This window comes from Ralstonia sp. 22111, assembly GCF_052045895.1.
In the GTDB taxonomy this organism is placed as follows: Bacteria; Pseudomonadota; Gammaproteobacteria; order Burkholderiales; family Burkholderiaceae; genus Ralstonia; species Ralstonia wenshanensis.
In genome coordinates this window covers 743,571-767,048 of sequence record NZ_JBQEPR010000001.1, presented here as the reverse complement: position 1 = coordinate 767,048, position 23,478 = coordinate 743,571, and the positions used below count along the sequence as shown (strand labels likewise).

Genomic DNA, 23,478 nt, shown 5'->3' with positions numbered 1-23,478 from the left:
GTGTGCGGGCACGGGAGTCGCTCGGGCATTCGGCAGGTGCCGCCCATGTTCAAGACATCCGGCACATAGACGCATCGAATGGAGACCCTCATGACGACGATCTGGATCGTCCTGCTTTGCATCGGCGTGCTCGGGCTGGCCAGCATCGAAGCCTCGGCATTCGCCTGGCTGGTCGCAACCGCTGTGTGGCTGGTGGCGGGAGCCTGGCTGGGCCTGGTCGGCCCCGTGATGACCACGGTACTCGCCATCGTCTTTGTGCTGCCGGCGCTGGTGCTCGCGCTCAAGCCGCTTCGCCGCGCGCTCATCACACGTCCCGTGCTGGCGATGTTCCGCAAGATCATGCCGGAGATGTCGCAAACGGAGCGCGACGCCATTGAAGCGGGCACCGTCTGGTGGGATGCCGAACTGTTTTCCGGCCGGCCCAACTGGTCGCGATTGCTGTATTCGCCGCCGCCGGGCCTGTCGGCGGAAGAGCAATCTTTCCTCGACGTCGAGACCGAAAAGCTCTGCGACTTGGCCAACGATTGGGAAAGCACGCAGATCTGGCAGGACCTGTCGCCCGAGGCGTGGGCCTACGCGAAGCGTGCCGGCTTCCTCGGCATGATCATCCCGAAGGAATACGGCGGCAAAGGCTTCTCGGCATACGCGCATTCACAGGTCATCATGAAGCTGTCGACGCGCTGCTCTGCCGCAGCCGTGTCGGTCATGGTGCCCAACTCGCTCGGCCCGGCCGAGCTGCTGCTGCACTACGGCACCGAAGCGCAGAAAAACCACTACCTGCCGCGCCTCGCACGCGGCGAAGAAATTCCCTGCTTTGCGCTGACCAACGCGTATGCCGGCTCCGATGCCGCGGCCATTCCCGATGTGGGCGTGGTCTGCCGCGGCATGCACGAAGGCCGCGAGACGCTGGGCTTTCGCGTGACGTGGAGTAAGCGCTACATCACGCTCGGCCCCATCGCCACGGTGTTGGGGCTGGCCTTCCGCGCGGTCGATCCGGATGGCTTGCTCGGCGGCGACAAGGAGCCCGGCATTACCTGCGCGCTCATCCCGACGAAGCATCCGGGCGTGAACATCGGGCGTCGCCATTGGCCGCTCAACGCGGTGTTCCAGAACGGCCCCAACTGGGGCAAGGATGTGTTCATTCCCATCGACTGGGTCATCGGCGGGCAGGCGCAGGTCGGCCGCGGCTGGCGCATGCTGATGGAATGCCTGGCAGCGGGCCGTGCGATCTCGCTGCCGTCGTCCAACGTGGGTATGGCCAAGCTGGCTGTGCGCAGCACCGGCGCGTATGCCGCCGTGCGCCGCCAGTTCCGTACGCCCATCGGCAAGTTCGAAGGCATCCAGGAAGCGCTCGGCCGCATGGGCGGCAACCTGTACATGATGGATGCGGCTCGGCGCCTGTCCGCGCTCGCCGTTGACCTGGGCGAGAAGCCATCGGTCATCTCCGCCATTGCCAAGTACCACGTCACCGAACGTGCGCGCGATGTGGTGACCGACGCGATGGACATCGTCGGCGGCAAAGGCATCTGCATGGGGCCGAACAACTTCCTGGCGCGTGCGTATCAGCAGGTGCCGATCGCCATCACGGTGGAAGGCGCGAACATCATGACGCGCTGCCTGATCATCTTCGGGCAGGGCGTGATTCGTTGCCACCCGTATGTGCTGCGCGAGATGACGGCCGCGCAAGGCAGCGATTCCCCCGAGACCCTGCGTGCGTTCGACACGGCGCTGTTCGGCCATGGTGCGTTCATCGCGGGCAACCTGGTGCGCTCGCTTCTGCATGCGCTCACGGGCGGCCGCGTGGCAAGCGCGCCGGACAATGCGGCGCCGGAAATGCAGCGCTATTACCGCGCCGTCAACCGCTTCTCGACTGCGTTGGCGCTGCTCTCCGATGTGTCGATGTTCACGCTGGGCGGCACGCTCAAGCGCCGCGAGAGCATCACGGGGCGGTTGGGCGACATCCTCTCGCAGATGTACCTGATCTCTTCCACGCTCAAGCGCTTTGAGGATGAAGGCCGCCCCGCCGAGGACGCGCCGCTCGTGCATTGGTCGGTGCAGGACGCGCTGGTGAAGGCGCACGATGCGCTAGATGGCGTGCTGGCCAACTTTCCGAACGCGGGCATCGCACCGCTGCTGCGTGCGCTGATCTTCCCGTTCGGGACGCCGTATCGCAAGCCGTCGGATGCGCTGGCCGCGCAGGTCGCCGAGTTGATGCAAACGCCGGGCGCCGTGCGCGATCGCCTGTTGGCCGACTCATACTGCCCAACGCCCGAAGTCGACCCGATCGCCTATGGCGAAGCGGCGTTCCGCCTGCAACCCGCGGTGGACGCGATCGAGCAGCGCTTGAAACCGGCCATCCGCGCTGGCAAGCTGCCGCCGGTGCCACAAAGCCTGCCCGACTTCGAAGCCTGGACCGCGCAAGCCGTCGCACAGAACCTCATCGACGAAGGCGAACGCAAGCAACTGTGCGACTACGCGCGCTATGGCGAACACGCGGTCGCCGTGGACGACTTCCCGCCCGACTTCAACCTGATGGCCGACCTGCAGCGCCGCAAGGATGCGCTCGATGCGCTGCAGGCCGCCGAGCGCCGCGCAGCCTGATGGCCCAGGGGCCTGACAAACGACAACAACAACGATGCAAGACAAGTACCTCGATTTCGTCGGTTCCGGTTTCGGCAAGTGGCTGTCGGCCAACCTTGGCCTGCCGCAGCCGGTGCCGTTGCGCCGTTATGTGCCGGGGGAACCGGAATTTGTCGGGCCGTTCCTGATGGGCGCGGCGCCGGGCGGCTCCATGCGCGAGACGCTCGCCGCGCTGTTTGCCGAGACCGGCGTACCCACGCGTTTTCATGAAAGCGATCCGGAATGGCTCGGCGCCGCCAACCGGCACGGGCAGATCACGGGCCGCTTTGTCGCGCCCACAGGCAAAGAAGGCGACGCGTTTGACCGCATTGGCGGCATCGTCTTCGATTCCACGGGCATTGCGACGGTCGACGGGCTCGATGCGCTGTATCACGTGTTCCACGATGGCGTCCGGGCCATCGGCCGTTGTGGGCGCGTCGTCGTGATTGGCCGTCCGCCGGAAGACTGCAAGACGCCGGAGGCAGCGATCGCGCAGCGCGCACTGGAAGGGCTCACGCGCTCGCTGGGCAAGGAAGTCAGGCGCGGCTGCACGGCGCAGCTCGTCTACGTGGCAGAGGGTGCGGAAAACGTAGCCGCATCGACGCTGCGTTTTCTGCTGTCGGCGCGCTCGGCGTATGTATCGGGGCAAGTGGTGCGCGTGCATCGCGCCGTAGCGGTGCCGGTGGATTGGCAGAAACCGTTGGCCGGGCGCACCGCGCTGGTGACAGGCGCCTCGCGCGGCATCGGTGCGGCCATTGCGCATGTGTTGGCGCGTGATGGCGCACGCGTGCTGTGCCTGGATGTGCCCGCCGCACAGGAAGCGCTGAACGCCGTTGCCCAGGAAATCGGCGGTGAAGCACTGACCTACGACATCGCCGCACCGGAAACACCCGCCCTGCTCGCCCAGCAACTTGCCGCATTGGGCGGCATCGACATCCTGGTGCACAACGCGGGCATCACGCGCGACAAGACCATCGCCCGCATGACCGAACCCGCGTGGCGCAGCGTGCTCGACATCAACCTGACTGCGCAATTGCGCATCAACGACGCGCTGCTTGCGGCCAATGCGCTGCATGCAGGCGGGGCCATCGTGTGCGTGTCGTCCATCAGCGGTATTGCGGGCAACCTGGGGCAGACCAACTACGCGACGTCCAAGGCCGGTGTGATTGGCCTCGTGCAGGCTGGCGCGCCGCTGCTGGCAGAGCGGGGCATCACCATCAACGCCGTTGCGCCGGGCTTTATCGAAACGCAGATGACAGCGGCCGTGCCATTCGCCATCCGTGAAGCCGGCCGGCGGATGAATGCGATGAGCCAGGGTGGTCAGCCCGTCGACGTGGCCGAGACAATTGCCTGGTTCGCCAACCCTGCGTCGAATGGCGTAACAGGCAACATCGTGCGCGTGTGCGGGCAAAGCCTGCTCGGGGCCTGACGCGACCATGCGCTCGCTGGCCCTGCCCTCCCCAATGATCGCGACCCAGACGCTGGTGACCGAGCCGCCGTCGGCAGGGGCATTGGCCTGGCGCGCGCTGCTATCGCAACGCAAGGGCAAGCGCGGCGGGCCGCTGCCGCGCCACACGCTGGTGCGCCAGGAAGTGCCGCTCGACGCCGAACACATCGCGCAGTACGCAGCGGTGTGCGGCTTCGCCTCGGCGCATGGCGTGCCAATGACGTATCCGCATCTGCTGGGCTTTCCGTTGCAGCTCATGCTGATGACGGAATCGGCGTTTCCGTACCCGGTGATCGGCCTGGTTCACCTGTGCAACACGATCCGCCAGCACGAGCGACTACGAGCTGGGGAACGCGTGCGCGTGGAAGTGCGTCCGCGCCGGTTGTTCCACCATGCGCGCGGGCAGGCGTTCGCCATTGAAACGGCCATCATCAGAGGCAGTGCGGTGGTGTGGGAATCGCTTTCCACCTATCTGCGCGTGGGCGTGTCTTCTCCGCAGGGCGCGCCGTTGATTGCGCTGCCCACGGCACAGGACCTGTCGCCCATTGGCCGCTGGGATGTGCCTGCCGACTCCGGCCGACGCTATGCCGGCGTGTCGGGCGACTGGAACCCCATCCACGTATCCAACATCGGCGCAAAGCTGTTCGGCTTCGCGCACCCCATTGCCCACGGCATGTGGACGAAGGCCCGAGCGCTGGCCACGCTGCTGCCGGCCGCGCCGCTCACGCAAGGCGAAGTGGTGGCCGAATTCAAGGCACCGCTGTCGCTGCCGGGAGAGGCGACGTTGTGGCAAGCCCCCTCAGCCACACCGGGCCGCGCATTTGAAGTGCGCAACGCCGCAGGCGACAAACCCTATCTGCGCGGCATGCTGACGCTGCCGCAAGCACAACAAGAACACACGGGAGACTGAATCCATGCTCGTCAACGCGCAGGTGCGCCGCGTCGCCATCCTCGGGGGTAACCGCATTCCGTTCGCCCGTTCGAATACGGCGTACGCCACGGCGTCGAACCAGCAGATGCTGACCGCCGCGCTGCAGGGCCTGATCGACCGCTTCAACCTCCACGGCCAGCGCCTGGACGAAGTCGTGGCCGGCGCGGTCATCAAGCATGCGCGCGATTTCAACCTGACGCGCGAAACGGTGCTCTCCACCACGCTCGCCAAGCAGACGCCCGCCTACGACATCCAGCAGGCATGCGGCACGGGGCTGGAAGCCGCCATCCTCGTCGCCAACAAGATCGCGCTGGGGCAGATCGATGTGGGCATTGCGGGCGGCACGGACACCACTTCCGATGCGCCCGTCGGCCTCAACGAGAAAATGCGCAAGATCCTGCTGGAGGCCAATCGCGCCAAGTCCACCGGCGCGCGCGTCAAAGCGCTGGCCGGCCTGCGGCCATCAATGTTCGTGCGCCCCCTGTTGCCGCGCAACAGCGAGCCGCGCACCGGCCTGTCGATGGGCGAACATTGCGAACTGATGGCCAAGCGCTGGGGCATCCGCCGCGAAGACCAGGATGCGCTGGCCCTGCGCAGCCACCACAACCTCACGGCCGCCTACGAGCGCGGTTTCTTCACCGACCTGATGACCGCGCACCTGGGGCTCGATCGCGATAACAACCTGCGCAGCAACCTGACCCTCGAGCAACTGGCGAAGCTGCAGCCGGTGTTCGACCGCAGCGCGGCCGGCACCATGACCGCCGGCAATTCCACGCCGCTCACCGATGGCGCATCGTGCGTGCTGCTTGCCAGCGAAGACTGGGCACGCGCGCACAACCTGCCCGTGCTCGCCTACATGACCTGCGCGGATACGGCTGCCGTCGATTTCTTCAGCGGCACGCCGGAGCAGAACGAAGGGCTCTTGATGGCGCCTGCCTATGCCGTCTCGCGCATGCTGCAACGCGCGGGTCTCACGCTGCAGGATTTCGATTACTACGAGATCCACGAAGCCTTTGCCGCGCAAGTCCTGTGCACGCTTGCGGCCTGGGAATCGCCCGAATACTGCCGCGAAAAACTGGGCCGCAGCGCCCCGATGGGCAGCATCGACCGCAGCAAGCTGAACGTGAATGGCAGCTCGCTCGGCACGGGCCATCCCTTTGCCGCCACGGGCGGGCGCATTGTCGCGACGCTGGCCAAAATGCTGGCGCAGCGCGGCAGCGGACGCGGGCTGGTGTCGATCTGTGCTGCGGGCGGACAAGGCGTCGTTGCCATTCTGGAGCGCCCCGAAACGATGTCGCACTAAACCGCTCGGGCCGAATAACGGGAACGGCCTGGGTCTAGCAAGATTCCAAAACCCGCGCGGCACATAACAAAACCACGCCGCGTCTTCCATGGACGGAGACACCATGAACACCGTTGCCGACCGCAACAGCCTTACCGACCGCATCTGGCTGAAGTCTTACCCCGAGGGCGTGCCCGCCGAAATCAACCCTGATCGCTATCACTCGCTGGCCGAGGTGTTTCGTGAATCGGTGGAGAAGTACCGCACGCGCGTCGCCTACGTGAGTGTCGGCACCGAGATGACCTACGACGAATGCGAACGCCAGGCCAAGCAGTTTGCGGCATGGCTGCAATCGCGCGGCGTGAAGAAGGGCGACCGCGTGGCGATCATGCTACCCAACAGCCTGCAGTACCCCGTGTGCCTGTTCGGCACGCTGCTGGCCGGCGCCATCGTCGTCAACGTCAACCCGCTGTACACGGTGCCGGAGCTGGCGCACCAGTTGCGCGATTCCGGCGCGCAGACAATCGTCGTGCTGGAGAACTTCGCGCGCACGCTGGAACAGGCGCTGCCCGGCAGCCAGATCCGCAACATCGTCATCACCGGCATTGGCGACCTGATGGGTGGTGCGCTCAACCTCAAGGGCCGCGCGCTGAACTTCGTGATGCGCCACGTGCAGAAGCAGGTTCCGCCGTACAAGCTGCCCTCGCCGGTCTGGCTGCGCGATGCGCTGGCCGGAGGCGCCTCACGCGCGATGCAACCGGTGCAACTGGCGCCGGAAGACATCGCCTTCCTGCAATACACCGGCGGCACCACGGGCGTGGCCAAGGGCGCGATGCTCACGCACCGCAACATCATCGCCAACCTGCTGCAGGCGGAAGAGTGGTCCAAGAGCATGCTCAACGGCGGCGTGGAAACCAACGTCACGCTGCTGCCGCTGTATCACATCTTCTCGCTCACGGTGAACCTGCTGATGTTCATGACGCTGGGCGGGCGCAATATCCTGATCGCCAATCCGCGTGACACCAAGCGCGTGATCTTCATCCTGCGCAACGAGCGCTTCTCGGGCATTGCCGGTGTGAATACGCTGTTCAATGCGCTGCTGGAAGACCCCGACTTTGCCAAGCGCGATTTCTCGGCCATGAAGATCACCATCGGTGGTGGCATGGCAGTGCAGCGCGCGATTGCGCAGCGCTGGAAAGAGGTGACAGGCCATACCATCGTTGAAGGCTACGGGCTGACGGAGTGCTCGCCGGTCGTGTCGATGAACCCACCGCACGTGACCGAATTCAGCGGCACGATCGGGCTGCCCGCGCCATCCACCGAAGTGCGCTTCAAGCGCGACGACGGCACGATCGCGCCGCTGGGTGAGCCCGGCGAACTGCAGGTGCGTGGGCCCCAAGTCATGCGCGGCTACTGGCAACGCCCGGAAGAAACCGCCAAGTACATCGACGCTGAAGGCTGGTTCTCGACCGGCGACATCGGCGTGATGGACGCCAACGGCTACATCCGCCTGATCGACCGCAAGAAGGACATGATCCTGGTCTCGGGTTTCAACGTGTACCCGAACGAGATCGAAGACGTGGTGGCGCTGCACCCCGAAGTACTGGAGGTGGCGGCGATTGGCGTGCCCGACCCGGTGGCCGGCGAACGCGTGAAGATCATCGTGGTGCCGCGCACCGGCGCACTGACCGAGCCCGCGCTGCTCGAACACTGCCGCGCCCATCTGACCGGCTACAAGATGCCGCGCATCGTCGAGTTCCGCCACGAAGAGTTGCCCAAGTCGACGGTAGGCAAGATCCTGCGCCGCGAGCTGCGCGATGCCGATCCGGACATCAAGCGCGCCCGCGCGCAAGCGCAGCAATAGCAACAACACCGGAGACTCATATGCGCTTGCGTACCCTCGCCCTGGCTGCGGTGCTGGCAGGCTCCGCACACGCCTGGGCCCAGCCTGCCACGTCGGATGCTTCCCCACCTGCGGCAGCCGCACCAACGGCTACATCGCAATCGGCGGCCATTGGCAGCTTTGCCGCCATGGACATCGCCAGGCAGACGGCTTGGCTCGGCAGCCAGGTCCACGCCAACGCGTTCGCGGGCTGGTCTGACGAAGACGTCCTCGCGATGGCGCAAGCCATGAAGCCCGAAACGCTGGTGCGCTGGCTCAAGGGCGAAGTGGCCAAGCTGCCCGAATATGAATACCGCATGCGCCGCCAGGAACGCGTAAAAGACCAGTGGCAGAGCCAGCCGGCACTCATGCTCATCCGTTACCGCAACGCACCGCGCCAGGTCTACGCGCGCTGGCTCAAGGGCGGGGCGCACGCCGGTCAGGAGATCATCTACGACGAAACCGTGCGCAAGGACGAGATGTACGGCCACCTGGGCGGGCTCGTCGGTTTCGTGTCGATCTGGAGTGCGCTGGATGGCTCGCTGGCCAGATCACAGTCGAACCACACGGCGCGGGAGCTTGGGCTGCAGTTCATCGTCGATACGCTCGAACGCGACGGACGTGCCCACGTGGCAGCCGGCGGCAGCGGCAAGTTCAGTGAAGCCAAAATGGTGACCGAAGACGGTGAGCGCATGCTGCGGCTGACCTGGGATGCGCCAAGCGGACCGCCCACGTTCTACGCCAAGCGCGTGCGCCTGTACTTTGACCTCAAAAACCCGTGGGTGCGCATTGAAGAAGCGTGGGATGAATCGGGCAATCAGCTCGAGAAAATCGTCATTGAGAGCGTGACGCGCAAGACCTGGAACGACCAGACTTTCAACCCTAAAAATCCGGAATACAAATTTTAGACAGCAGCCCGGAGACCGTTGTGGGCCAAGGCTCCGCCGACCGGTGGAGAGTATGAAACGAGACTAGGGGAAACCCCTTGTTGCGTGCGTACACGCTAGAGGAAAACTTCGATCATCGCAGCGCAACCGAACAAAAGCGCTGCGTTATGCTGCGGAAACACAAATCGCCACACCAAGGCGTGATAACAATCCAATCCAGAGAGACAACCACATGAACCGCACCGCCCGTCGCCTTGCTGCAGCCCTTGCCTGCGCTGCCGCCAGCACCCTTGCCGCCCCCCTGGCTCACGCCCAATCCACCGCAGAGGCCAACGTGGCTGCAAGCGCCAGCAGCGGTAGCGGCAGTGCCATCAGCAGCAGTGGTGGCGGCTTCAGCGGTTTCATGGACAACTACGTCTGGGGCCGCAACGTCATGGCACTGGGCTGGTTCTACATCCGTCCGATGGATTCGGCCACGCCCCTGACCACCACCACCAGCGCGCTTGGCCTCGGTACCTACCAGTCGCCAGGAACTGACGTGAAAGTCAGTAACGCGAATACGCTGTCGCTCACGTTCACGCACTTCTTTACCGACAACATCGCCGGTACCTTCGTGGGTGGCGTGCCGCCCAAGTTCAACCTGTATGGCAGCGGCAATGTGATCGCGCCGGTGCCGGTGGTGGGGCCGCTGACGCTGATCAACCTGGGCCTGCCGCAGAACAACCCGGTCGCCACCGTGCGCGAATGGAGCCCGGCGATCGTCGCGCAGTACTACTTCGGCACCAAGGAAAGCAAGCTGCGCCCCTTCGTCGGCGCGGGTGTCAGCTACAACTTCTTCACCAACCTGAGGCTGAACCAGAACTTCGTCAACGGCCTGCAGAACCTGGGGCAGGTGCTGCAGCTTGGCATGGGCCAGGTTCCGACGGGCCCGGCCAAGGTGACGGCAGAAACGTCCAGCTCCTGGACGCCGGTCGCCAACGTGGGCGTGTCGTATGAGTTCGCCAAGAACTGGACCGCCATCGGCACGGTGTCGTACCTGCCGCTGAAGACGACCTCCACCATCACGATCCGCAGCCAGCAAGGCCAGGTGCTGGCGGTCAACAAGACCGACATCAAGGTCGACCCGATCGTGTTCGGGCTGGCGGTGGGTTACAAGTTCTAAGCCGCAGAATTGCTACATCGCAAACGCCACCTCCGGGTGGCGTTTTTCATTGGGGCGACACCCGATATCATGGCGGACTGTTACGCGCCGATTTGCGCGCCGATTCCCGGATTCCCCGCCCCGCACCTACGTCACATCCATGAGCCAGCCTTCCATCGCCATCGTCGGAGCCGGCATTGCCGGTGTTGCCTGTGCCAACGCGCTTGCCGCGGAAGGCATTGCCACCACGGTTTATGAGCGCTCGGGCGGGGTCGGGGGCCGGCTGGCCACCACGGTGCTGCCCGAGTCCGCCCCCGCGTATGCGTTCGATCACGGAGCGCAGTCGTTCAACGTGCGCAGCGAGGCCTTCCGCCGCGCGGTGGATGCCGCTGGCCGTCAGGGCTCGGTGCTGCCTTGGCCCGCGCGCTGGGGCCATCGCACGGCCGACGCCCTGCAAGCCGATTCACGCGACGAAGCCCGCTACGTCGGCTTGCCCGGCATGGGCGCGCTGGTGCGCAGCCTAGCCGCGCCGCTGGATGTGCGCTTCGGCCACGCCGTCACGCGTGTGGCGCACGATGGCCGGCGCTGGACGATCGAGCGCAACGGCACGGACGCCACCCACGCCGACATCATCGCGCTGGCCCTGCCCGCGCCCGAACTACCGGCGCTGTTTCATGGCGCCACGCCGGCGTCGCTGCAGGAAGCCATCGCCCCGGTGCACTACGCCCCATGCTGGGCGCTGATGATGGGCTTTGCGCAACCGCTGGATTTGCCATATGACGGCATCCGCATCGACGACGACATGCTGGCCTGGGCCGCCCGCGACAACACCAAGCCGGGGCGCGTCATGGTCGATGAATCCTGGGTGGTGCATGCGTCGCCGGGCTGGTCGGCTGCGCATGCCCTGGACACACCGGAGCAGGTGCTGCACGCCATGCACGCCCGCTTTGCCGAAGCCTTCCCGGGTACGCCGGAACCCGATTTGATGGCCGCGCACCTGTGGCCGCACGCGCTGGTCGAGCAGTCTGCCGGCATGCCCTGCCACTGGGACGCCGCCGCGCGCCTCGGTGCCTGCGGTGACTGGTGCGAAGGCCCACGCGTGGAGGCCGCGTTCCTGAGCGGTGTCGCGCTGGCCGCCAAGATTGCCGAAGCGCTATAAGAGTTCGGCCCGGAACGCTACAATATCTGGTTGTCTCGTGTTTCGTGTGCCGGGTCGCTCACCCGGCGGTGGCTTTCTCCTGATGACGCCATGCGCACCCGACGCCAAGTCCTCGCCCTCGCCTTTGCTGCCCTTGCTGCGGCATCGGCGCCGTTGCTGTCTCATGCGCAGGTGCTGCGCAACATTCCGGCGACGGCTCCGGCGGCCCAGTTGACCGTCAATTCGGCCAACGCCGGCACGCTGAGTACCGGCAGCACCGGCATCGTCCGCATCCTGCTGTTGGGCTTTGGGAGTAGCAGCGCCGACGTCCGCTTCGCCCCGGGCGTGCGGATTCTGTCGTTGGATGGGCGCCTGCTGCCGCCGGGTTCGGTGGTCGGCCAGACGTTCAAGGTGCGCTATCAGCTCGACCTGTATCAGCAGTTGCTGACCGCCTGGGTTGTCAGCGATGACGATTACAAGGCTGCGGTGGCTGCGCAAAGTCAGGCGCAAACGCAGTCCCAGTAGTCAGAACACCCCACGAAGCACGTGCCCCCAGGTCAACCACTGTGAACGGCACATGAAAAAAGTCTTCATCAAAACCTACGGCTGCCAGATGAACGAGTACGACTCGGACAAGATGTCCGACGTGCTCAACGCGGCTGAAGGTCTCGTCCCCACCGACACGCCCGAAGATGCGGACGTAATCCTCTTCAATACCTGCTCCGTGCGCGAAAAGGCGCAGGAGAAGGTGTTCTCCGAACTCGGCCGCGTCAAGGCGCTCAAGGCGCTCAAGCCGGACCTCGTGGTCGGCGTGGGCGGCTGCGTGGCCAGCCAGGAAGGCGCGTCCATCGTGGCGCGCGCTCCTTACGTAGACGTGGTGTTCGGTCCGCAGACGCTGCACCGCCTGCCCGACCTGATCGCAGCGCGCCGCCGCACGGGCCGGTCGCAGATCGATGTGTCGTTCCCCGAAATCGAAAAGTTCGACCACCTGCCGCCCGCGCGCGTGGATGGCGCCAGCGCCTTCGTGTCGATCATGGAAGGCTGCTCGAAATACTGCAGCTACTGCGTGGTGCCGTACACGCGCGGCGAAGAAGTCTCGCGCCCGTTCGATGATGTGCTGGCCGAAGTGGCCGGCCTGGCCGAGCAGGGCGTGCGCGAAGTCACGCTGCTCGGCCAGAACGTGAACGCGTACATCGGCAAGATGGGGGACACGAGCGAGCGGGCGGATTTTGCGCTGCTGCTCGAATACGTAGCCGAGATTCCGGGCATCGAGCGCATCCGCTACACGACCAGCCACCCGAAGGAATTCTCCTCGCGCCTGATCGAGGCCTATGCCACTAACCCGAAGCTTGTCGACCACCTGCACCTGCCCGTGCAGCACGGTTCAGACCGCATCCTGATGGCGATGAAGCGCGGCTACACGGTGCTCGAATACAAGAGCAGCATCCGCAAGCTGCGCGCGATCCGGCCGAACATCTCGATCGCCACCGACTTCATCGTCGGCTTTCCGGGCGAGACGGATGCGGATTTCGCCAAGACGATGGACCTGATTCACGAGATCGGCTACGACACCTCGTTCAGTTTCATCTACAGCCCGCGCCCAGGCACACCGGCCGCCAACCTGCACGACGATACGCCGCAGGCCGTCAAGCTCGAACGCCTGAAACATCTGCAGGCGACCATCGAAGCAAACGTAGCGCGCATCAGCCAAGGCATGGTCGGCAGCGTGCAGCGCATTCTGGTGGAAGGCCCGTCGCGCAAGGATCCGACCGAACTGCACGGCCGCACCGAGAACAACCGCGTCGTCAACTTTGCGCTGCCCGACCTACCGCAGGCGCGCCGCGAGCAGCTGATCGGCCAGATGCTCGACGTACGCATCGTGCACGCCTTCCCGCATTCGCTGCGTGGCGAAGTGGCGGAACAGCGTATGGCCAGCGCAACTCACTGATCATCAACACGACCCGACTTGATGAAACCCACCATCGCAGAATTCACAGCGCCCAAGAACGACAACACGCGCCTGCAGAACCTGTGCGGGCCGCTGGACGAAAACCTGCGTCAGATCGAGCAGGCGCTGGACGTGACCATCAACCGGCGCGGCAGCAAGTTCACCGTGCGCGGCGCCAACGCACAAGGCGCGGCCAACGCGCTGGAGACGTTCTACAACGCCACGCGCGAACCGCTGTCGGTGGACGACATCCAGCTTGGCCTGGTGGAAACCCGCCAGGTCGCCGCACATGGTGCTTACCTGCCGGAATCGAGCGCCGACGAGCCGGACGGCAATGATTTGTCGCCGGTGCTGCACACGCGGCGCACCGATCTGCATGGCCGTACCCCGATGCAGCGTGCGTACCTGCGCAGCATCCTCTCGCACGACCTGTCGTTCGGCATCGGCCCGGCAGGTACGGGCAAGACGTATCTGGCCGTGGCCTGCGCGGTGGATGCGCTGGAGCGCGACGCCATCAAGCGCATCGTGCTGACGCGCCCGGCGGTGGAAGCCGGCGAACGCCTGGGCTTCCTGCCGGGCGATCTCGCGCAAAAGGTTGACCCGTACCTGCGCCCGCTATACGACGCGCTGTATGACCTGCTCGGCTTCGACAAGACGCAGAAGATGTTCGAGCGCCAGATGATCGAGATCGCACCGCTGGCCTACATGCGCGGGCGCACGCTCAATCATGCCTTCATCATCCTGGACGAAGCCCAGAACACCACGCCGGAACAGATGAAGATGTTCCTCACGCGGATCGGCTTCGGCTCCAAGGCGGTGATCACCGGCGACACCACGCAGATCGATCTGCCGCGCGGCCAGAAGAGCGGCCTGATCGAAGCGCAGCACGTGCTGCGTGACGTGCGCGGCGTAGCGATGACGCGCTTTACCAGCGTCGACGTGGTGCGGCACCCGCTGGTGGCCCGCATCGTCGAGGCCTATGACGAATTCCATGCACAGCACAAGGACGCCTGACCGTGGCCAAAGCTAAAACCAAAACCAAGAAGATCCAACCCGAAGCCACCGGCCCGCGTGTCGACGTGTTCGACGCCAAGGGCAAACCCAAGACGTTGGATGCCAGCGCCCTGCGCATCGCCTTCGCCGACGGCCGCAGCCTGATCATCAGCGTGCCCGACACTGCCGATGGGGCCATCACGCTCGTCGCGGAGCATTCGGACACCAACACGAATGCCATGCTGTCGCTGCGTCCCGAGCACCATGACAGCATCACGCTTCGCGTTGAAGCAGAACCGGTACAAACCGAGCGAACCGAAGACCTCGACGACACGTTCGACGGCGCTCAAATGCTCACGCTCGACCTGACCGTGCAGTACGGCGACGAACTCAAGGCCGCCGCACGCAAGGCGCTGCCCAAAGAGCAGGACATCGAGGCGTGGATCGCCCCCGCACTGTTTGCCGATGCGCAGCTCAACGTGCGCTTTGTCGGCGAAGAAGAAGGCCGCACGCTCAACCGCACCTACCGTGGCAAGGACTACGCCACCAACGTACTGACCTTCTCTTACGCAGAGAGCGCCGAAGACCCGGTCTCCGCCGACATCGTGCTGTGCTGCACGGTGGTGGAAAAGGAAGCGAAGGAACAGAAGAAGCCGCTGCTCGCGCATTACGCGCATCTGATCGTGCACGGTGCGCTGCACGCCCAGGGCTACGACCACGAAGACGCCGCCGATGCAAAGGAAATGGAAGGCATCGAAACGCAGATTCTCCGCGACCTGGGTTTTGCCGATCCGTACGCAGATCGTTAAAGCGCCACACGCTTGATGTTCAGACGCCGGCCTCGCGCCGGCGTTTTGCTTTTGGATGTTCCTTTCTTGCAGCATGCCGTTTCAACACTGAATCAACCCGCATTAAGAAAAAACCAGTCCTGACAACGGTTTACGGGTTTTCCTCCGCCATTCGGCGCAGGCTTGCGCCGTTCGAATCGCGCATACACATCGCACAGGCCGTCGGCCATCCGGGACCCTCGCCGCTCTCCGTATGGCGCATGGGTTTTGCCGTAGCGATTTCTATCCTCCACGCATAAGCCGCCGCTCGAGCGCGCTTCACGAATTCGGCGCAAACGAGCGCCATCGGCCAGCCCGCGCACAGACGGGCAAGGCCACGCGGGGAGGTCATCATGCGTCAACGCTTCATGGACAGCATTCCGTGGGCCACGCTGCTGGTTGGCGTGGGTGTCGGCACGGCGCTCGCGGTCACGCCGCGCATCGCACACGCTGATCACAAGCAATCGTGCTATGCGGGCATCGTCGTCGTCTTTGACGGCGCGTGGCATCCGGGCGCGGTGGTCGGCTGCCGTACGGTCAACATTTCGGACAGCAACAACGTGGTCGGCGCAGAGGTGAACCTGATGGTCGCGCAAGGCACCATCCGGCCGCGCGTGCAGGCGGTGGTGGGCAGCACGAGCGTGCAGGCGCTCATTGGCGGCGGCTACGACTTTGCGAGCAGCAAGGCACTGGTGGGCGTCGGTGCCACAGGCGACCATTGGCTCGCGGGCGTCGACATGGAAATCGCCGGACGCTGGACGGCCTACGGCGGCGCGAGCACCCTGGGCCGGTATCACAGCAATTCGCATCCTGCGGACCCGGCACCTGCCGCAACCGCGCCGACGAGCAACAACGACGCGCCACCACCCAACGGCAACAACACGCCGCCGTCCAAGCCCAGTCCCACACCGGCACCGGCACCGGCACCGGCACCTGGCGCATCGCCCAGCCCCAGCCCCACTCCGGCCCCAACACCCAGCCCCGGGCCGAGTCCGTCGCCGACACCGAGTCCCACACCGACACCGTCGCCGACACCGAGTCCCACACCCACACCGACACCGACACCGACACCGACACCGACGCCCACACCTGCACCAACGCCGACGCCGACGCCGACGCCCACACCTGCACCAACGCCGACGCCGACGCCAGTCCCAACGCCAACGCCGAGCCCATCGCCAGTCCCATCGCCGTGCGGAAGCTGCCACGGAGGCGATCACCATCCCGGGCACCACCATGATCACGACCACGATCATGACCACGGCGGTCATCACGGCGGCGATCACGACCATGGCGGCGATGGCAATCACGGTGGCAGCCACGACCATGGCGGCGACGGACACCACGGTGGCGATCACGACCATGGCGGCAACGGCAACCACGGCGGTGACCACGACCATGGCGGCAACGGCAACCACGGCGGTGACCACGATCATGGCGGCAACGGCAACCACGGCGGTGACCACGATCATGGCGGCGACGGCAACCACGGTGGCGATCACGGCCATGGCAGCGATGGCAACCACAGCGGTGACCACGATCATGGCGGCGACGGCAACCGCAGCGGTGACCACGATCGCGGCGGCGAACGCGACGACTCCGGCGGGCACAGCCAGCATCATGGTCAGGGCGACGGCGGCCCGGGCCAGAACGACAATCATCAAGGCAACGATGGCAGCAACACGCACGGCAACGGCCAGCAACGCGGCGGCGACGGCGGACGCGACTGACCGCTCCCCCTTCGGCAGAAGGTCCGTCCTTAACGCGCCCGAACCCGGCCTCCGGATGTGAAATAAAAGGCACTTCCGGAGGTCGGGCGGCCACCCCGCGTCATCGGGACGGCAGGGCTTTTGGTGTATGCTGGGCCGATGTTTAACGACGCGCGACCGCGCCATGAATGATCCGTATCCCAGTCCGAAGCCAGCCGACAAACCCCGTACGCTGCTGGAACGCCTGACCGACCTCATCTCGCCCGAGCCCGAATCGCGGGCCGAGCTGCTCGAAATCCTCCAAGACGCCCATGCGCGCAGCCTGATCGACGCCGACTCCCTGTCGATGATCGAAGGCGTCTTCCAGGTCTCAGACCTGTGTGCGCGCGACATCATGATTCCGCGCGCACAGATGGACGCGCTGAACATTGCCGACGCGCCGTCCGAATTCATCCCGTTCGTGCAGGAAGCCGCCCATTCGCGCTTCCCCGTCTACGAGGGCAGCCGCGACAACATCATCGGTATCCTGCTCGCCAAAGACCTGCTGCGCTTCTATACGGACGAAGGCTTCGATGTGCGCGACATGCTGCGCCCGGCCGTGTTCATCCCCGAATCCAAGCGACTGAACGTGCTGTTGCGCGACTTCCGCGTCAACCGTAACCACATCGCCATCGTCGTCGATGAATACGGCGGCGTGGCCGGCCTCATCACCATCGAAGATGTGCTCGAGCAGATCGTCGGCGACATCGAAGACGAATACGACTTCGACCAGGAAGAAGACAACATCCTGCCGACCGCCGATGGCCACATGCGGGTGCGCGGGCTGACCGAAATCAGCCAGTTCAACGAAGCCTTCGGCACGCATTTCTCCGACGAAGACGTCGATACCGTGGGCGGGCTGCTGTCCAATCACCTGGGCCGCGTGCCACACCGCGGCGAGAAGATCGTCATGGGCACGCTGCAGTTCGACGTGCTGCGCGCCGATGCGCGCCAAGTGCAGGTGCTGCTCGTGCGCCGCCTCACCGCGCCGGCCGGCGGCAATGCCACGGCCGACACCTCTGGTTCCCACCCCGCCTGATCCCTCCGTGCCCGCTCAGTTCTCTTCCCCTGCCGCACCGTCCCGTCGGCAGGACGCCCCAGCTGTGCCGCTCGCGCGGCTACGTTTTGCGATGCCAATGGCAGCGCTGCTTGGCGTCATGCATACGCTGTCGTTCGCGCCGAACCACTGGTGGTGGCTGCAGATCCTCTCGCTGACGGGGCTTGCCGCGCTGGTGCAGCGCGCGCCGCGCTTGCGTGACGCGGCATCGGTTGGCTATGCCTTCGGGCTCGGCTGGTTCCTGTCGGGCGTGTGGTGGCTCTATATCAGCATGCACGTCTACGGCGACATGCCGGCATGGATGGCCGCGCTGGCAGTGCTCCTGTTTGCTGGCTATCTGGCGCTGCATCCGGCGCTGGCGGTGTGGGCGTGGCAGTGGATGACGCGACGCGGGCGGTGGTCCGGCGCCGCATCCGCGCTGGTGTTTGGCGCGGCATGGGCCGTCACGGAGTGGCTGCGCGGCACGGTCTGGACCGGCTTCCCCTGGATCAACGGCGGCTACGCGCACACCGATGGCCCGTTGGCCGGCTATGCGCCGCTGGTAGGCGTCTACGGCATCGTGCTGATCGCCGCCGTGCTGGCCGGCCTGCTGTGTGTCGCGGCCGAACGCCGCCTGCATTGGCTGGCGGGCATTGCGGGCGCGCTCGTGCTGGTGGCCGGCTGGCCGCTGCACAGCGTTGCGTGGACGCAGCCGGTGGGCAAGCCCATTTCCGTACGTCTTTTGCAGGGCAACGTGCCGCAAGACGTGAAGTTCCAGCAGACCGGCATCGAGCGCTCGCTGGAGCTGTACACCAAGATGGTCACCGAGAAGCCCGCGCAACTCGTGGTCACGCCCGAGACGGCCTTCCCGATCATGATCCAGGAGATGCCGCAGGACATCGCCTTGGCCATTCGCACCTATGTGGATACCACCGGCTCCAGCGTGCTCTTTGGTGCCGCCAGCGAGGACTCGCGCGTCGATTACACCAACAGCGTGTTCGGCATCGGCCCGCAATTCCAGGGCGTGTACCGCTACAACAAGCACCACCTCGTGCCCTTCGGCGAGTTCATCCCCTTCGGTTTCCACTGGTTCGTCAACATGATGAACATGCCGCTGGGCGACTTCCGGCGCGGCCTGCCCGTGCAGCCGCCAATGGCGGTGGCCGATCAGCGCGTCGCGCCCAACATCTGCTACGAGGATTTGTTTGGCGAGGAGATTGCCGCTTCGCTGCGGCATGCGGACCAGCCCGCCACGATGCTCGCGAACGTGACGAACCTTGCGTGGTTTGGCGACACGATCGCGCTGGACCAGCACCTGCAGATCTCGCGCATGCGCGCGCTGGAAACGGGCCGTCCGATGCTGCGCGCCACCAACACGGGCGCGACCGCCGTGGTGCGACCGGACGGCAGCGTGCAGGCGCGCCTGCCCGTCTTCACGCTTGGCACACTGCAGACCGACGTGCAAGGCATGCAGGGCTTGACGCCATTCGTGCGGGCCGGCAACGCGCCTGCGCTGTGCCTGGGTGCGCTGGTTCTGCTGGTGGCATTTGTGCGCCGCCGCCGGGCATCGGCAGATTGATCGTTCAGCGTCCGGAGGGCTTTCGAGCCACTTTCCGGAGTCGCTGACAAAAAACGCTAAAATTCAACGTTTTACGGCGGGCACGGAGCCAGGCGCTTCTCGTGCCCGCCGCTGCATTCCACCGTCGCGCGGTGCAACGCACGTTCCGTGCCGCCGCGGACCAACGGGTTCCACCATGCTCACCTTCCAGCAACTCATCCTCAAGCTGCAGTCGTACTGGGACGCCCAGGGCTGCGCCCTGCTGCAGCCGATCGACCTCGAAGTCGGCGCCGGTACGTCGCACGTGCACACCTTCCTGCGCGCGATCGGCCCGGAGCCTTGGCGTGCCGCCTACGTGCAACCGTCACGCCGCCCCAAGGACGGCCGCTACGGCGAGAACCCAAACCGCCTGCAGCATTACTACCAGTACCAGGTAGTGCTCAAGCCGGCGCCGGAAAACATCCTCGACCTGTACCTCGGTTCGCTGGAAGCGCTGGGGCTGGACCTGAAGCAGAACGACGTCCGCTTTGTCGAAGATGACTGGGAAAACCCCACGCTCGGCGCCTGGGGCCTGGGCTGGGAGGTGTGGCTCAACGGCATGGAAGTCACGCAGTTCACGTACTTCCAGCAAGTCGGCGGCCTTGACTGCAAGCCCGTGACCGGTGAGATCACCTACGGCATCGAGCGTCTGGCGATGTACCTGCAGCAGGTCGAGAACATCTACGACCTGGTCTGGACGGAGTGGGAAGAGCCGGGCCCGAACGGCCCCGTGAAGCGCCGCCTGACCTACGGCGACGTCTATCACCAGAACGAGGTCGAGCAATCGACCTACAACTTCGAACAGGCCGACACGACCGTGCTGTTCCGCCGCTTTGCCGAGCACGAAGCCGAAGCCAAGCGCCTGATGGGCGTGCGCGCAGAAGGCGAAGCTGCTGCCGAGGGCGACGCACCTGTCGTGCAGCTGGCCCTGCCCGCCTACGAGCAAGTGCTCAAGGCCGGCCACACCTTCAACCTGCTGGACGCGCGCGGCGCGATTTCGGTGACGGAGCGCGCAGCCTACATCGGCCGCATCCGCAACCTGTCGCGTCTGGTCGCGCAGGCTTACTACGACTCACGCGAACGCCTGGGTTTCCCGATGTGCGGCACGGCCGCTGCCGCCGCCAAGACCACGGAGGCCGCATGACGGCCAACCGAGCACGGCGTGGCTTGGCGCTGCTGACCGCAGTGTCCATAGCCGCGCTGGCGCTACCGGCGAGCGTTGCACAAGCGGCACGGCATCGCACGTCCAAGGCGGCATCGACGGAGAAGGTTTTCGTCGTGCCCAACACTTTGACGCAGCTTTGCGTGGCCGATTCCAAGCCGCTGCAGCAAGCGCTGAGCACGGCCTGGACACCGCCTCCGCCGTCGCTCGATCAGTGGACGAGCCTGGTGCGCACGATGGCCTGCGACCTGTCCGGCGCGCGTGACCTCGGCTGGCATCGCGTGCCGCTGCGCACGTATGCAACGGCCCTGCGCTTCCCGCTCACGTGGGTGGAGTGGCAAGGCTCGGGCGTGAAGGCACAGCGCCGTGCGCGCGTGTTCCGCTCGGCGGGGCAATTGCCGAGTCGTCTGGAATTCAACGTGTCCGGCACGCTGCAAGAGGTGCGTTACGACGCGCGACGCGGCTTGCTGTCAGCCCGCTTCCTGCGCCGCGATGCTGCCGCGCCCGGCACCACGCCCGCGCCGATTGCACCGCCACCGCCGCCGGGCCAGTGCGCCGGCACGCAATTGCAGTTCCAGCAGCAGAACGGCGTGTGGCTGCTCTCGGGCGTGGAACCCGTGCCCGGCTCGCCCTGCTGATCACTGAATACTGAGCTGAACAACACAACGTACCGCCGCAACTGATCTGAACACCAAGCGGCGCAGAACAACGACGTCACCGATTCAAACGCTATGTCCACCCTCCTGATCGAACTGCTGACCGAAGAACTGCCGCCCAAGGCGCTGGCCCGCCTGGGCGAGGCGTTTGCGCGCGGCCTGTTTGACGGTCTGTCGGCGCAAGGCCTGCTCGAAGAGGGCGCCGCCGTGGAAGGTTTTGCCACGCCGCGCCGCCTGGCCGCATCGATCACCGGCGTGCGCCGCACCGCGCCTGATCGCGAATTGCGCGAGAAGGTGCTGCCTGTGACCATCGCCTTCGATGCCGAGGGCAAGCCCGCCGCGCCGCTCGTCAAGAAGCTGGCTGCGCTGGCCAAGACCGTGGGCGTGGACGCCATCGCGCCCGAATCGCTCGAACGCGCGCCTGACGGCAAGGCCGAAGCGCTGTTCTATCGCTATACCGCGCGCGGCGCCGTGCTGGCCGACGGCCTGCAGACGGCACTGTCGCAGACCATCGCCAACCTGCCGATCCCGAAGGTGATGACGTATCAGCGCCCGAACGGCGAGAACGTTCAGTTCGTGCGCCCGGCCCACAAGCTGATCGCACTGCTCGACAGCGAAATCATCCCCGTCAGCGCATTCGGCCTGCAATCGGGCAACGTGACGCTGGGCCACCGTTTCCTGTCGGCCGGCGAGATCGTCATCCAAGACGCTACGGCATATGCGAGCACGCTGGAATCGCAGGGCAAAGTCATCGCCGGCTACGGCAAGCGCAAGGAAGCCATCCGCGCCGAACTGCTCAAGACCGCCGGCGCCGACACGGTGGTCATGCCCGAAGCGCTGCTGGATGAAGTGAACGCGCTGGTCGAATGGCCCGTGGTCTACCCCTGCCACTTCGAGGAGGCCTTCCTCGCCGTGCCGCAGGAGTGCCTGATCCTGACCATGCAGACTAACCAGAAGTACTTTGCGCTGACCGATGCACAGGGCCATCTGCGCAACCGCTTCCTGATCGTCTCGAACATCGCCACGGGCACGCCCGAGGCCATCATTCAAGGCAACGAGCGCGTGGTGCGTCCGCGCCTGGCCGACGCCCGCTTCTTCTTCGAGCAGGACAAGAAGAAGCCGCTGGCCGACCGCGTACCGCTGCTCTCGCGCGTGGTCTATCACAACAAGATCGGCACGCAGCTTGAGCGTGTATCGCGCCTGCAGGCCATCGCGGGCCAACTGGCCGAGAAGCTTGGCGCGGATGTCGCACACGCCTCGCGCGGCGCATTGCTGGCCAAGGCCGATCTGCTGACCGACATGGTGGGCGAGTTCCCCGAGCTGCAGGGCACGATGGGCACGTACTACGCCCGCCACGATGGCGAACCCGACGACGTGGCGCTGGCCTGCTCAGAACACTACCAACCGCGCTTTGCCGGCGACGCGCTGCCCAGCACCGCCACCGGGACCGTGGTGGCGCTGGCCGACAAGCTGGAAACGCTGGTCGGCATCTGGGGCATCGGCCTGCAGCCCACGGGCGAGAAAGACCCGTTCGCACTACGCCGCCACGCCCTCGGTATCCTGCGCATGCTGATCGAAAAGCCGCTCACGCTCACGATTGACGATGCGCTGCAGATTGCCGCTGCCAGCTTCGACGGCATCGCCGCCGTCAAGCCGGACCTGGCCGCCATCACGGACTTCCTCTACGACCGTCTGCGTGGCTACCTGAAGGACAAGGGCTACAGCACCAACGAGGTGGAAGCCGTCGTCAGCCAGCGCCCGCAGCGCCTGGACGACATCGTCGCGCGCCTCGAAGCCGTGCGCGCCTTTGCTGCCCTGCCGCAGGCCGAAGCGCTGGCCGCCGCCAACAAGCGCATCACCAACATCCTGAAGAAGACGGACGTGGCCATTGGCGCAGTGCAGCCGCAACTGCTCAAGGAAGACGCCGAGCGCGCGCTGCATCAGGCCGTGGCCTCGTCGGAGCCGCAGGTACACGATGCCTTCGCACGCGGCGACTTCACCACCGCGCTCAAGACGCTGGCTGGCCTGCGCGAAGCAGTCGACACCTTCTTTGACGGCGTGATGGTGATGGCCGAGGACACCGCGCTGCGCGACAACCGCCTCGCGCTGCTGGGTGAACTGCACGGCTTGATGAACCGCGTCGCGGACATCTCCAAGCTGGCCGCCTGATCGGCACCCCAAGCA

Annotated in this window: 18 protein-coding genes; all 18 read left to right on the top strand. The window is 65.6% G+C overall.

The genetic code is table 11. The features are described from left to right. Positions 1-90: 90 nt before the first annotated feature. A complete protein-coding gene (locus ACTJK4_RS03605) occupies positions 91-2,601 on the top strand; it encodes an acyl-CoA dehydrogenase (protein WP_440816067.1) in 2,511 nt (836 codons plus the stop codon). A gap of 34 nt (positions 2,602-2,635) precedes the next feature. Further along, positions 2,636-4,048 (top strand): 3-oxoacyl-ACP reductase, encoded by a 1,413-nt coding sequence (locus ACTJK4_RS03600; protein WP_440816064.1) that lies wholly within the window; start codon positions 2,636-2,638, stop codon positions 4,046-4,048. Between the two features lie 34 nt (positions 4,049-4,082). Continuing rightward, the gene (locus tag ACTJK4_RS03595) at positions 4,083-4,976 is read left to right on the top strand and encodes a MaoC family dehydratase (protein ID WP_440816062.1); all 894 of its coding nucleotides are present in this window, start codon (positions 4,083-4,085) and stop codon (positions 4,974-4,976) included. A 4-nt stretch (positions 4,977-4,980) separates the two neighbouring features. Further along, the gene (locus ACTJK4_RS03590) at positions 4,981-6,300 is read left to right on the top strand and encodes an acetyl-CoA C-acetyltransferase (protein WP_232041993.1); all 1,320 of its coding nucleotides are present in this window, start codon (positions 4,981-4,983) and stop codon (positions 6,298-6,300) included. 103 nt (positions 6,301-6,403) lie between these two features. Beyond that, positions 6,404-8,143 (top strand): AMP-binding protein, encoded by a 1,740-nt coding sequence (locus tag ACTJK4_RS03585; RefSeq protein WP_440816059.1) that lies wholly within the window; start codon positions 6,404-6,406, stop codon positions 8,141-8,143. Positions 8,144-8,163: 20 nt separating this feature from the next. Next, the gene (locus tag ACTJK4_RS03580) at positions 8,164-9,069 is read left to right on the top strand and encodes a DUF1571 domain-containing protein (RefSeq protein ID WP_343619335.1); all 906 of its coding nucleotides are present in this window, start codon (positions 8,164-8,166) and stop codon (positions 9,067-9,069) included. A gap of 211 nt (positions 9,070-9,280) precedes the next feature. Continuing rightward, positions 9,281-10,210, top strand: a complete 930-nt coding sequence (locus ACTJK4_RS03575; RefSeq protein ID WP_232041990.1) for an OmpW/AlkL family protein — start codon at positions 9,281-9,283, stop codon at positions 10,208-10,210. 139 nt (positions 10,211-10,349) lie between these two features. Beyond that, positions 10,350-11,348 (top strand): NAD(P)/FAD-dependent oxidoreductase, encoded by a 999-nt coding sequence (locus ACTJK4_RS03570; RefSeq protein ID WP_260803048.1) that lies wholly within the window; start codon positions 10,350-10,352, stop codon positions 11,346-11,348. A gap of 90 nt (positions 11,349-11,438) precedes the next feature. Continuing rightward, on the top strand, positions 11,439-11,852 hold the full coding sequence (locus tag ACTJK4_RS03565) for a hypothetical protein (protein ID WP_343619332.1): 414 nt from the start codon (positions 11,439-11,441) through the stop codon (positions 11,850-11,852). A gap of 52 nt (positions 11,853-11,904) precedes the next feature. Beyond that, positions 11,905-13,275: a tRNA (N6-isopentenyl adenosine(37)-C2)-methylthiotransferase MiaB gene (gene miaB, locus ACTJK4_RS03560; RefSeq protein ID WP_260803049.1), complete on the top strand. Its 1,371-nt coding sequence runs from the start codon at positions 11,905-11,907 to the stop codon at positions 13,273-13,275. Between the two features lie 21 nt (positions 13,276-13,296). Beyond that, a complete protein-coding gene (locus ACTJK4_RS03555; RefSeq protein ID WP_440816054.1) occupies positions 13,297-14,289 on the top strand; it encodes a PhoH family protein in 993 nt (330 codons plus the stop codon). A gap of 2 nt (positions 14,290-14,291) precedes the next feature. Then, on the top strand, positions 14,292-15,077 hold the full coding sequence (ybeY, locus tag ACTJK4_RS03550; RefSeq protein WP_232041985.1) for an rRNA maturation RNase YbeY: 786 nt from the start codon (positions 14,292-14,294) through the stop codon (positions 15,075-15,077). A 371-nt stretch (positions 15,078-15,448) separates the two neighbouring features. Continuing rightward, entirely contained in the window at positions 15,449-16,825 is a 1,377-nt protein-coding gene (locus ACTJK4_RS03545; protein WP_440816052.1) for a hypothetical protein, read from the top strand. 163 nt (positions 16,826-16,988) lie between these two features. Beyond that, positions 16,989-17,882 (top strand): HlyC/CorC family transporter, encoded by an 894-nt coding sequence (locus ACTJK4_RS03540; RefSeq protein WP_232041983.1) that lies wholly within the window; start codon positions 16,989-16,991, stop codon positions 17,880-17,882. Between the two features lie 64 nt (positions 17,883-17,946). Beyond that, positions 17,947-19,458: an apolipoprotein N-acyltransferase gene (gene lnt, locus ACTJK4_RS03535; RefSeq protein ID WP_414561384.1), complete on the top strand. Its 1,512-nt coding sequence runs from the start codon at positions 17,947-17,949 to the stop codon at positions 19,456-19,458. Positions 19,459-19,633: 175 nt separating this feature from the next. After that, positions 19,634-20,620 carry a glycine--tRNA ligase subunit alpha gene (glyQ, locus tag ACTJK4_RS03530; RefSeq protein WP_027678179.1) on the top strand — a complete coding sequence of 329 codons (987 nt, stop codon included), beginning with the start codon at positions 19,634-19,636 and terminating at the stop codon, positions 20,618-20,620. Next, a complete protein-coding gene (locus tag ACTJK4_RS03525) occupies positions 20,617-21,276 on the top strand; it encodes a hypothetical protein (protein ID WP_232041981.1) in 660 nt (219 codons plus the stop codon). Before glyQ ends, ACTJK4_RS03525 begins: the two co-directional genes overlap by 4 nt. A 93-nt stretch (positions 21,277-21,369) precedes the next feature. After that, positions 21,370-23,463 carry a glycine--tRNA ligase subunit beta gene (glyS, locus tag ACTJK4_RS03520; protein ID WP_440816049.1) on the top strand — a complete coding sequence of 698 codons (2,094 nt, stop codon included), beginning with the start codon at positions 21,370-21,372 and terminating at the stop codon, positions 23,461-23,463. The last annotated feature ends 15 nt before the right edge of the window (positions 23,464-23,478 follow it).

Excerpts from the sequence above, each read along its gene's own strand:
- ACTJK4_RS03570 (WP_260803048.1), top strand. The coding sequence starts at position 10,350 with ATGAGCCAGCCTTCCATCGCCATCGTCGGAGCCGGCATTGCCGGTGTT.
- ACTJK4_RS03565 (WP_343619332.1), top strand. The coding sequence starts at position 11,439 with ATGCGCACCCGACGCCAAGTCCTCGCCCTCGCCTTTGCTGCCCTTGCT.
- ACTJK4_RS03595 (WP_440816062.1), top strand. The coding sequence starts at position 4,083 with ATGATCGCGACCCAGACGCTGGTGACCGAGCCGCCGTCGGCAGGGGCA.
- ACTJK4_RS03525 (WP_232041981.1), top strand. The coding sequence starts at position 20,617 with ATGACGGCCAACCGAGCACGGCGTGGCTTGGCGCTGCTGACCGCAGTG.
- ACTJK4_RS03580 (WP_343619335.1), top strand. The coding sequence starts at position 8,164 with ATGCGCTTGCGTACCCTCGCCCTGGCTGCGGTGCTGGCAGGCTCCGCA.
- ACTJK4_RS03555 (WP_440816054.1), top strand. The coding sequence starts at position 13,297 with ATGAAACCCACCATCGCAGAATTCACAGCGCCCAAGAACGACAACACG.
- ACTJK4_RS03600 (WP_440816064.1), top strand. The coding sequence starts at position 2,636 with ATGCAAGACAAGTACCTCGATTTCGTCGGTTCCGGTTTCGGCAAGTGG.
- glyS (WP_440816049.1), top strand. The coding sequence starts at position 21,370 with ATGTCCACCCTCCTGATCGAACTGCTGACCGAAGAACTGCCGCCCAAG.
- ACTJK4_RS03605 (WP_440816067.1), top strand. The coding sequence starts at position 91 with ATGACGACGATCTGGATCGTCCTGCTTTGCATCGGCGTGCTCGGGCTG.
- ACTJK4_RS03585 (WP_440816059.1), top strand. The coding sequence starts at position 6,404 with ATGAACACCGTTGCCGACCGCAACAGCCTTACCGACCGCATCTGGCTG.
- ACTJK4_RS03545 (WP_440816052.1), top strand. The coding sequence starts at position 15,449 with ATGCGTCAACGCTTCATGGACAGCATTCCGTGGGCCACGCTGCTGGTT.
- miaB (WP_260803049.1), top strand. The coding sequence starts at position 11,905 with ATGAAAAAAGTCTTCATCAAAACCTACGGCTGCCAGATGAACGAGTAC.
- ACTJK4_RS03575 (WP_232041990.1), top strand. The coding sequence starts at position 9,281 with ATGAACCGCACCGCCCGTCGCCTTGCTGCAGCCCTTGCCTGCGCTGCC.
- glyQ (WP_027678179.1), top strand. The coding sequence starts at position 19,634 with ATGCTCACCTTCCAGCAACTCATCCTCAAGCTGCAGTCGTACTGGGAC.
- ACTJK4_RS03590 (WP_232041993.1), top strand. The coding sequence starts at position 4,981 with ATGCTCGTCAACGCGCAGGTGCGCCGCGTCGCCATCCTCGGGGGTAAC.
- ACTJK4_RS03540 (WP_232041983.1), top strand. The coding sequence starts at position 16,989 with ATGAATGATCCGTATCCCAGTCCGAAGCCAGCCGACAAACCCCGTACG.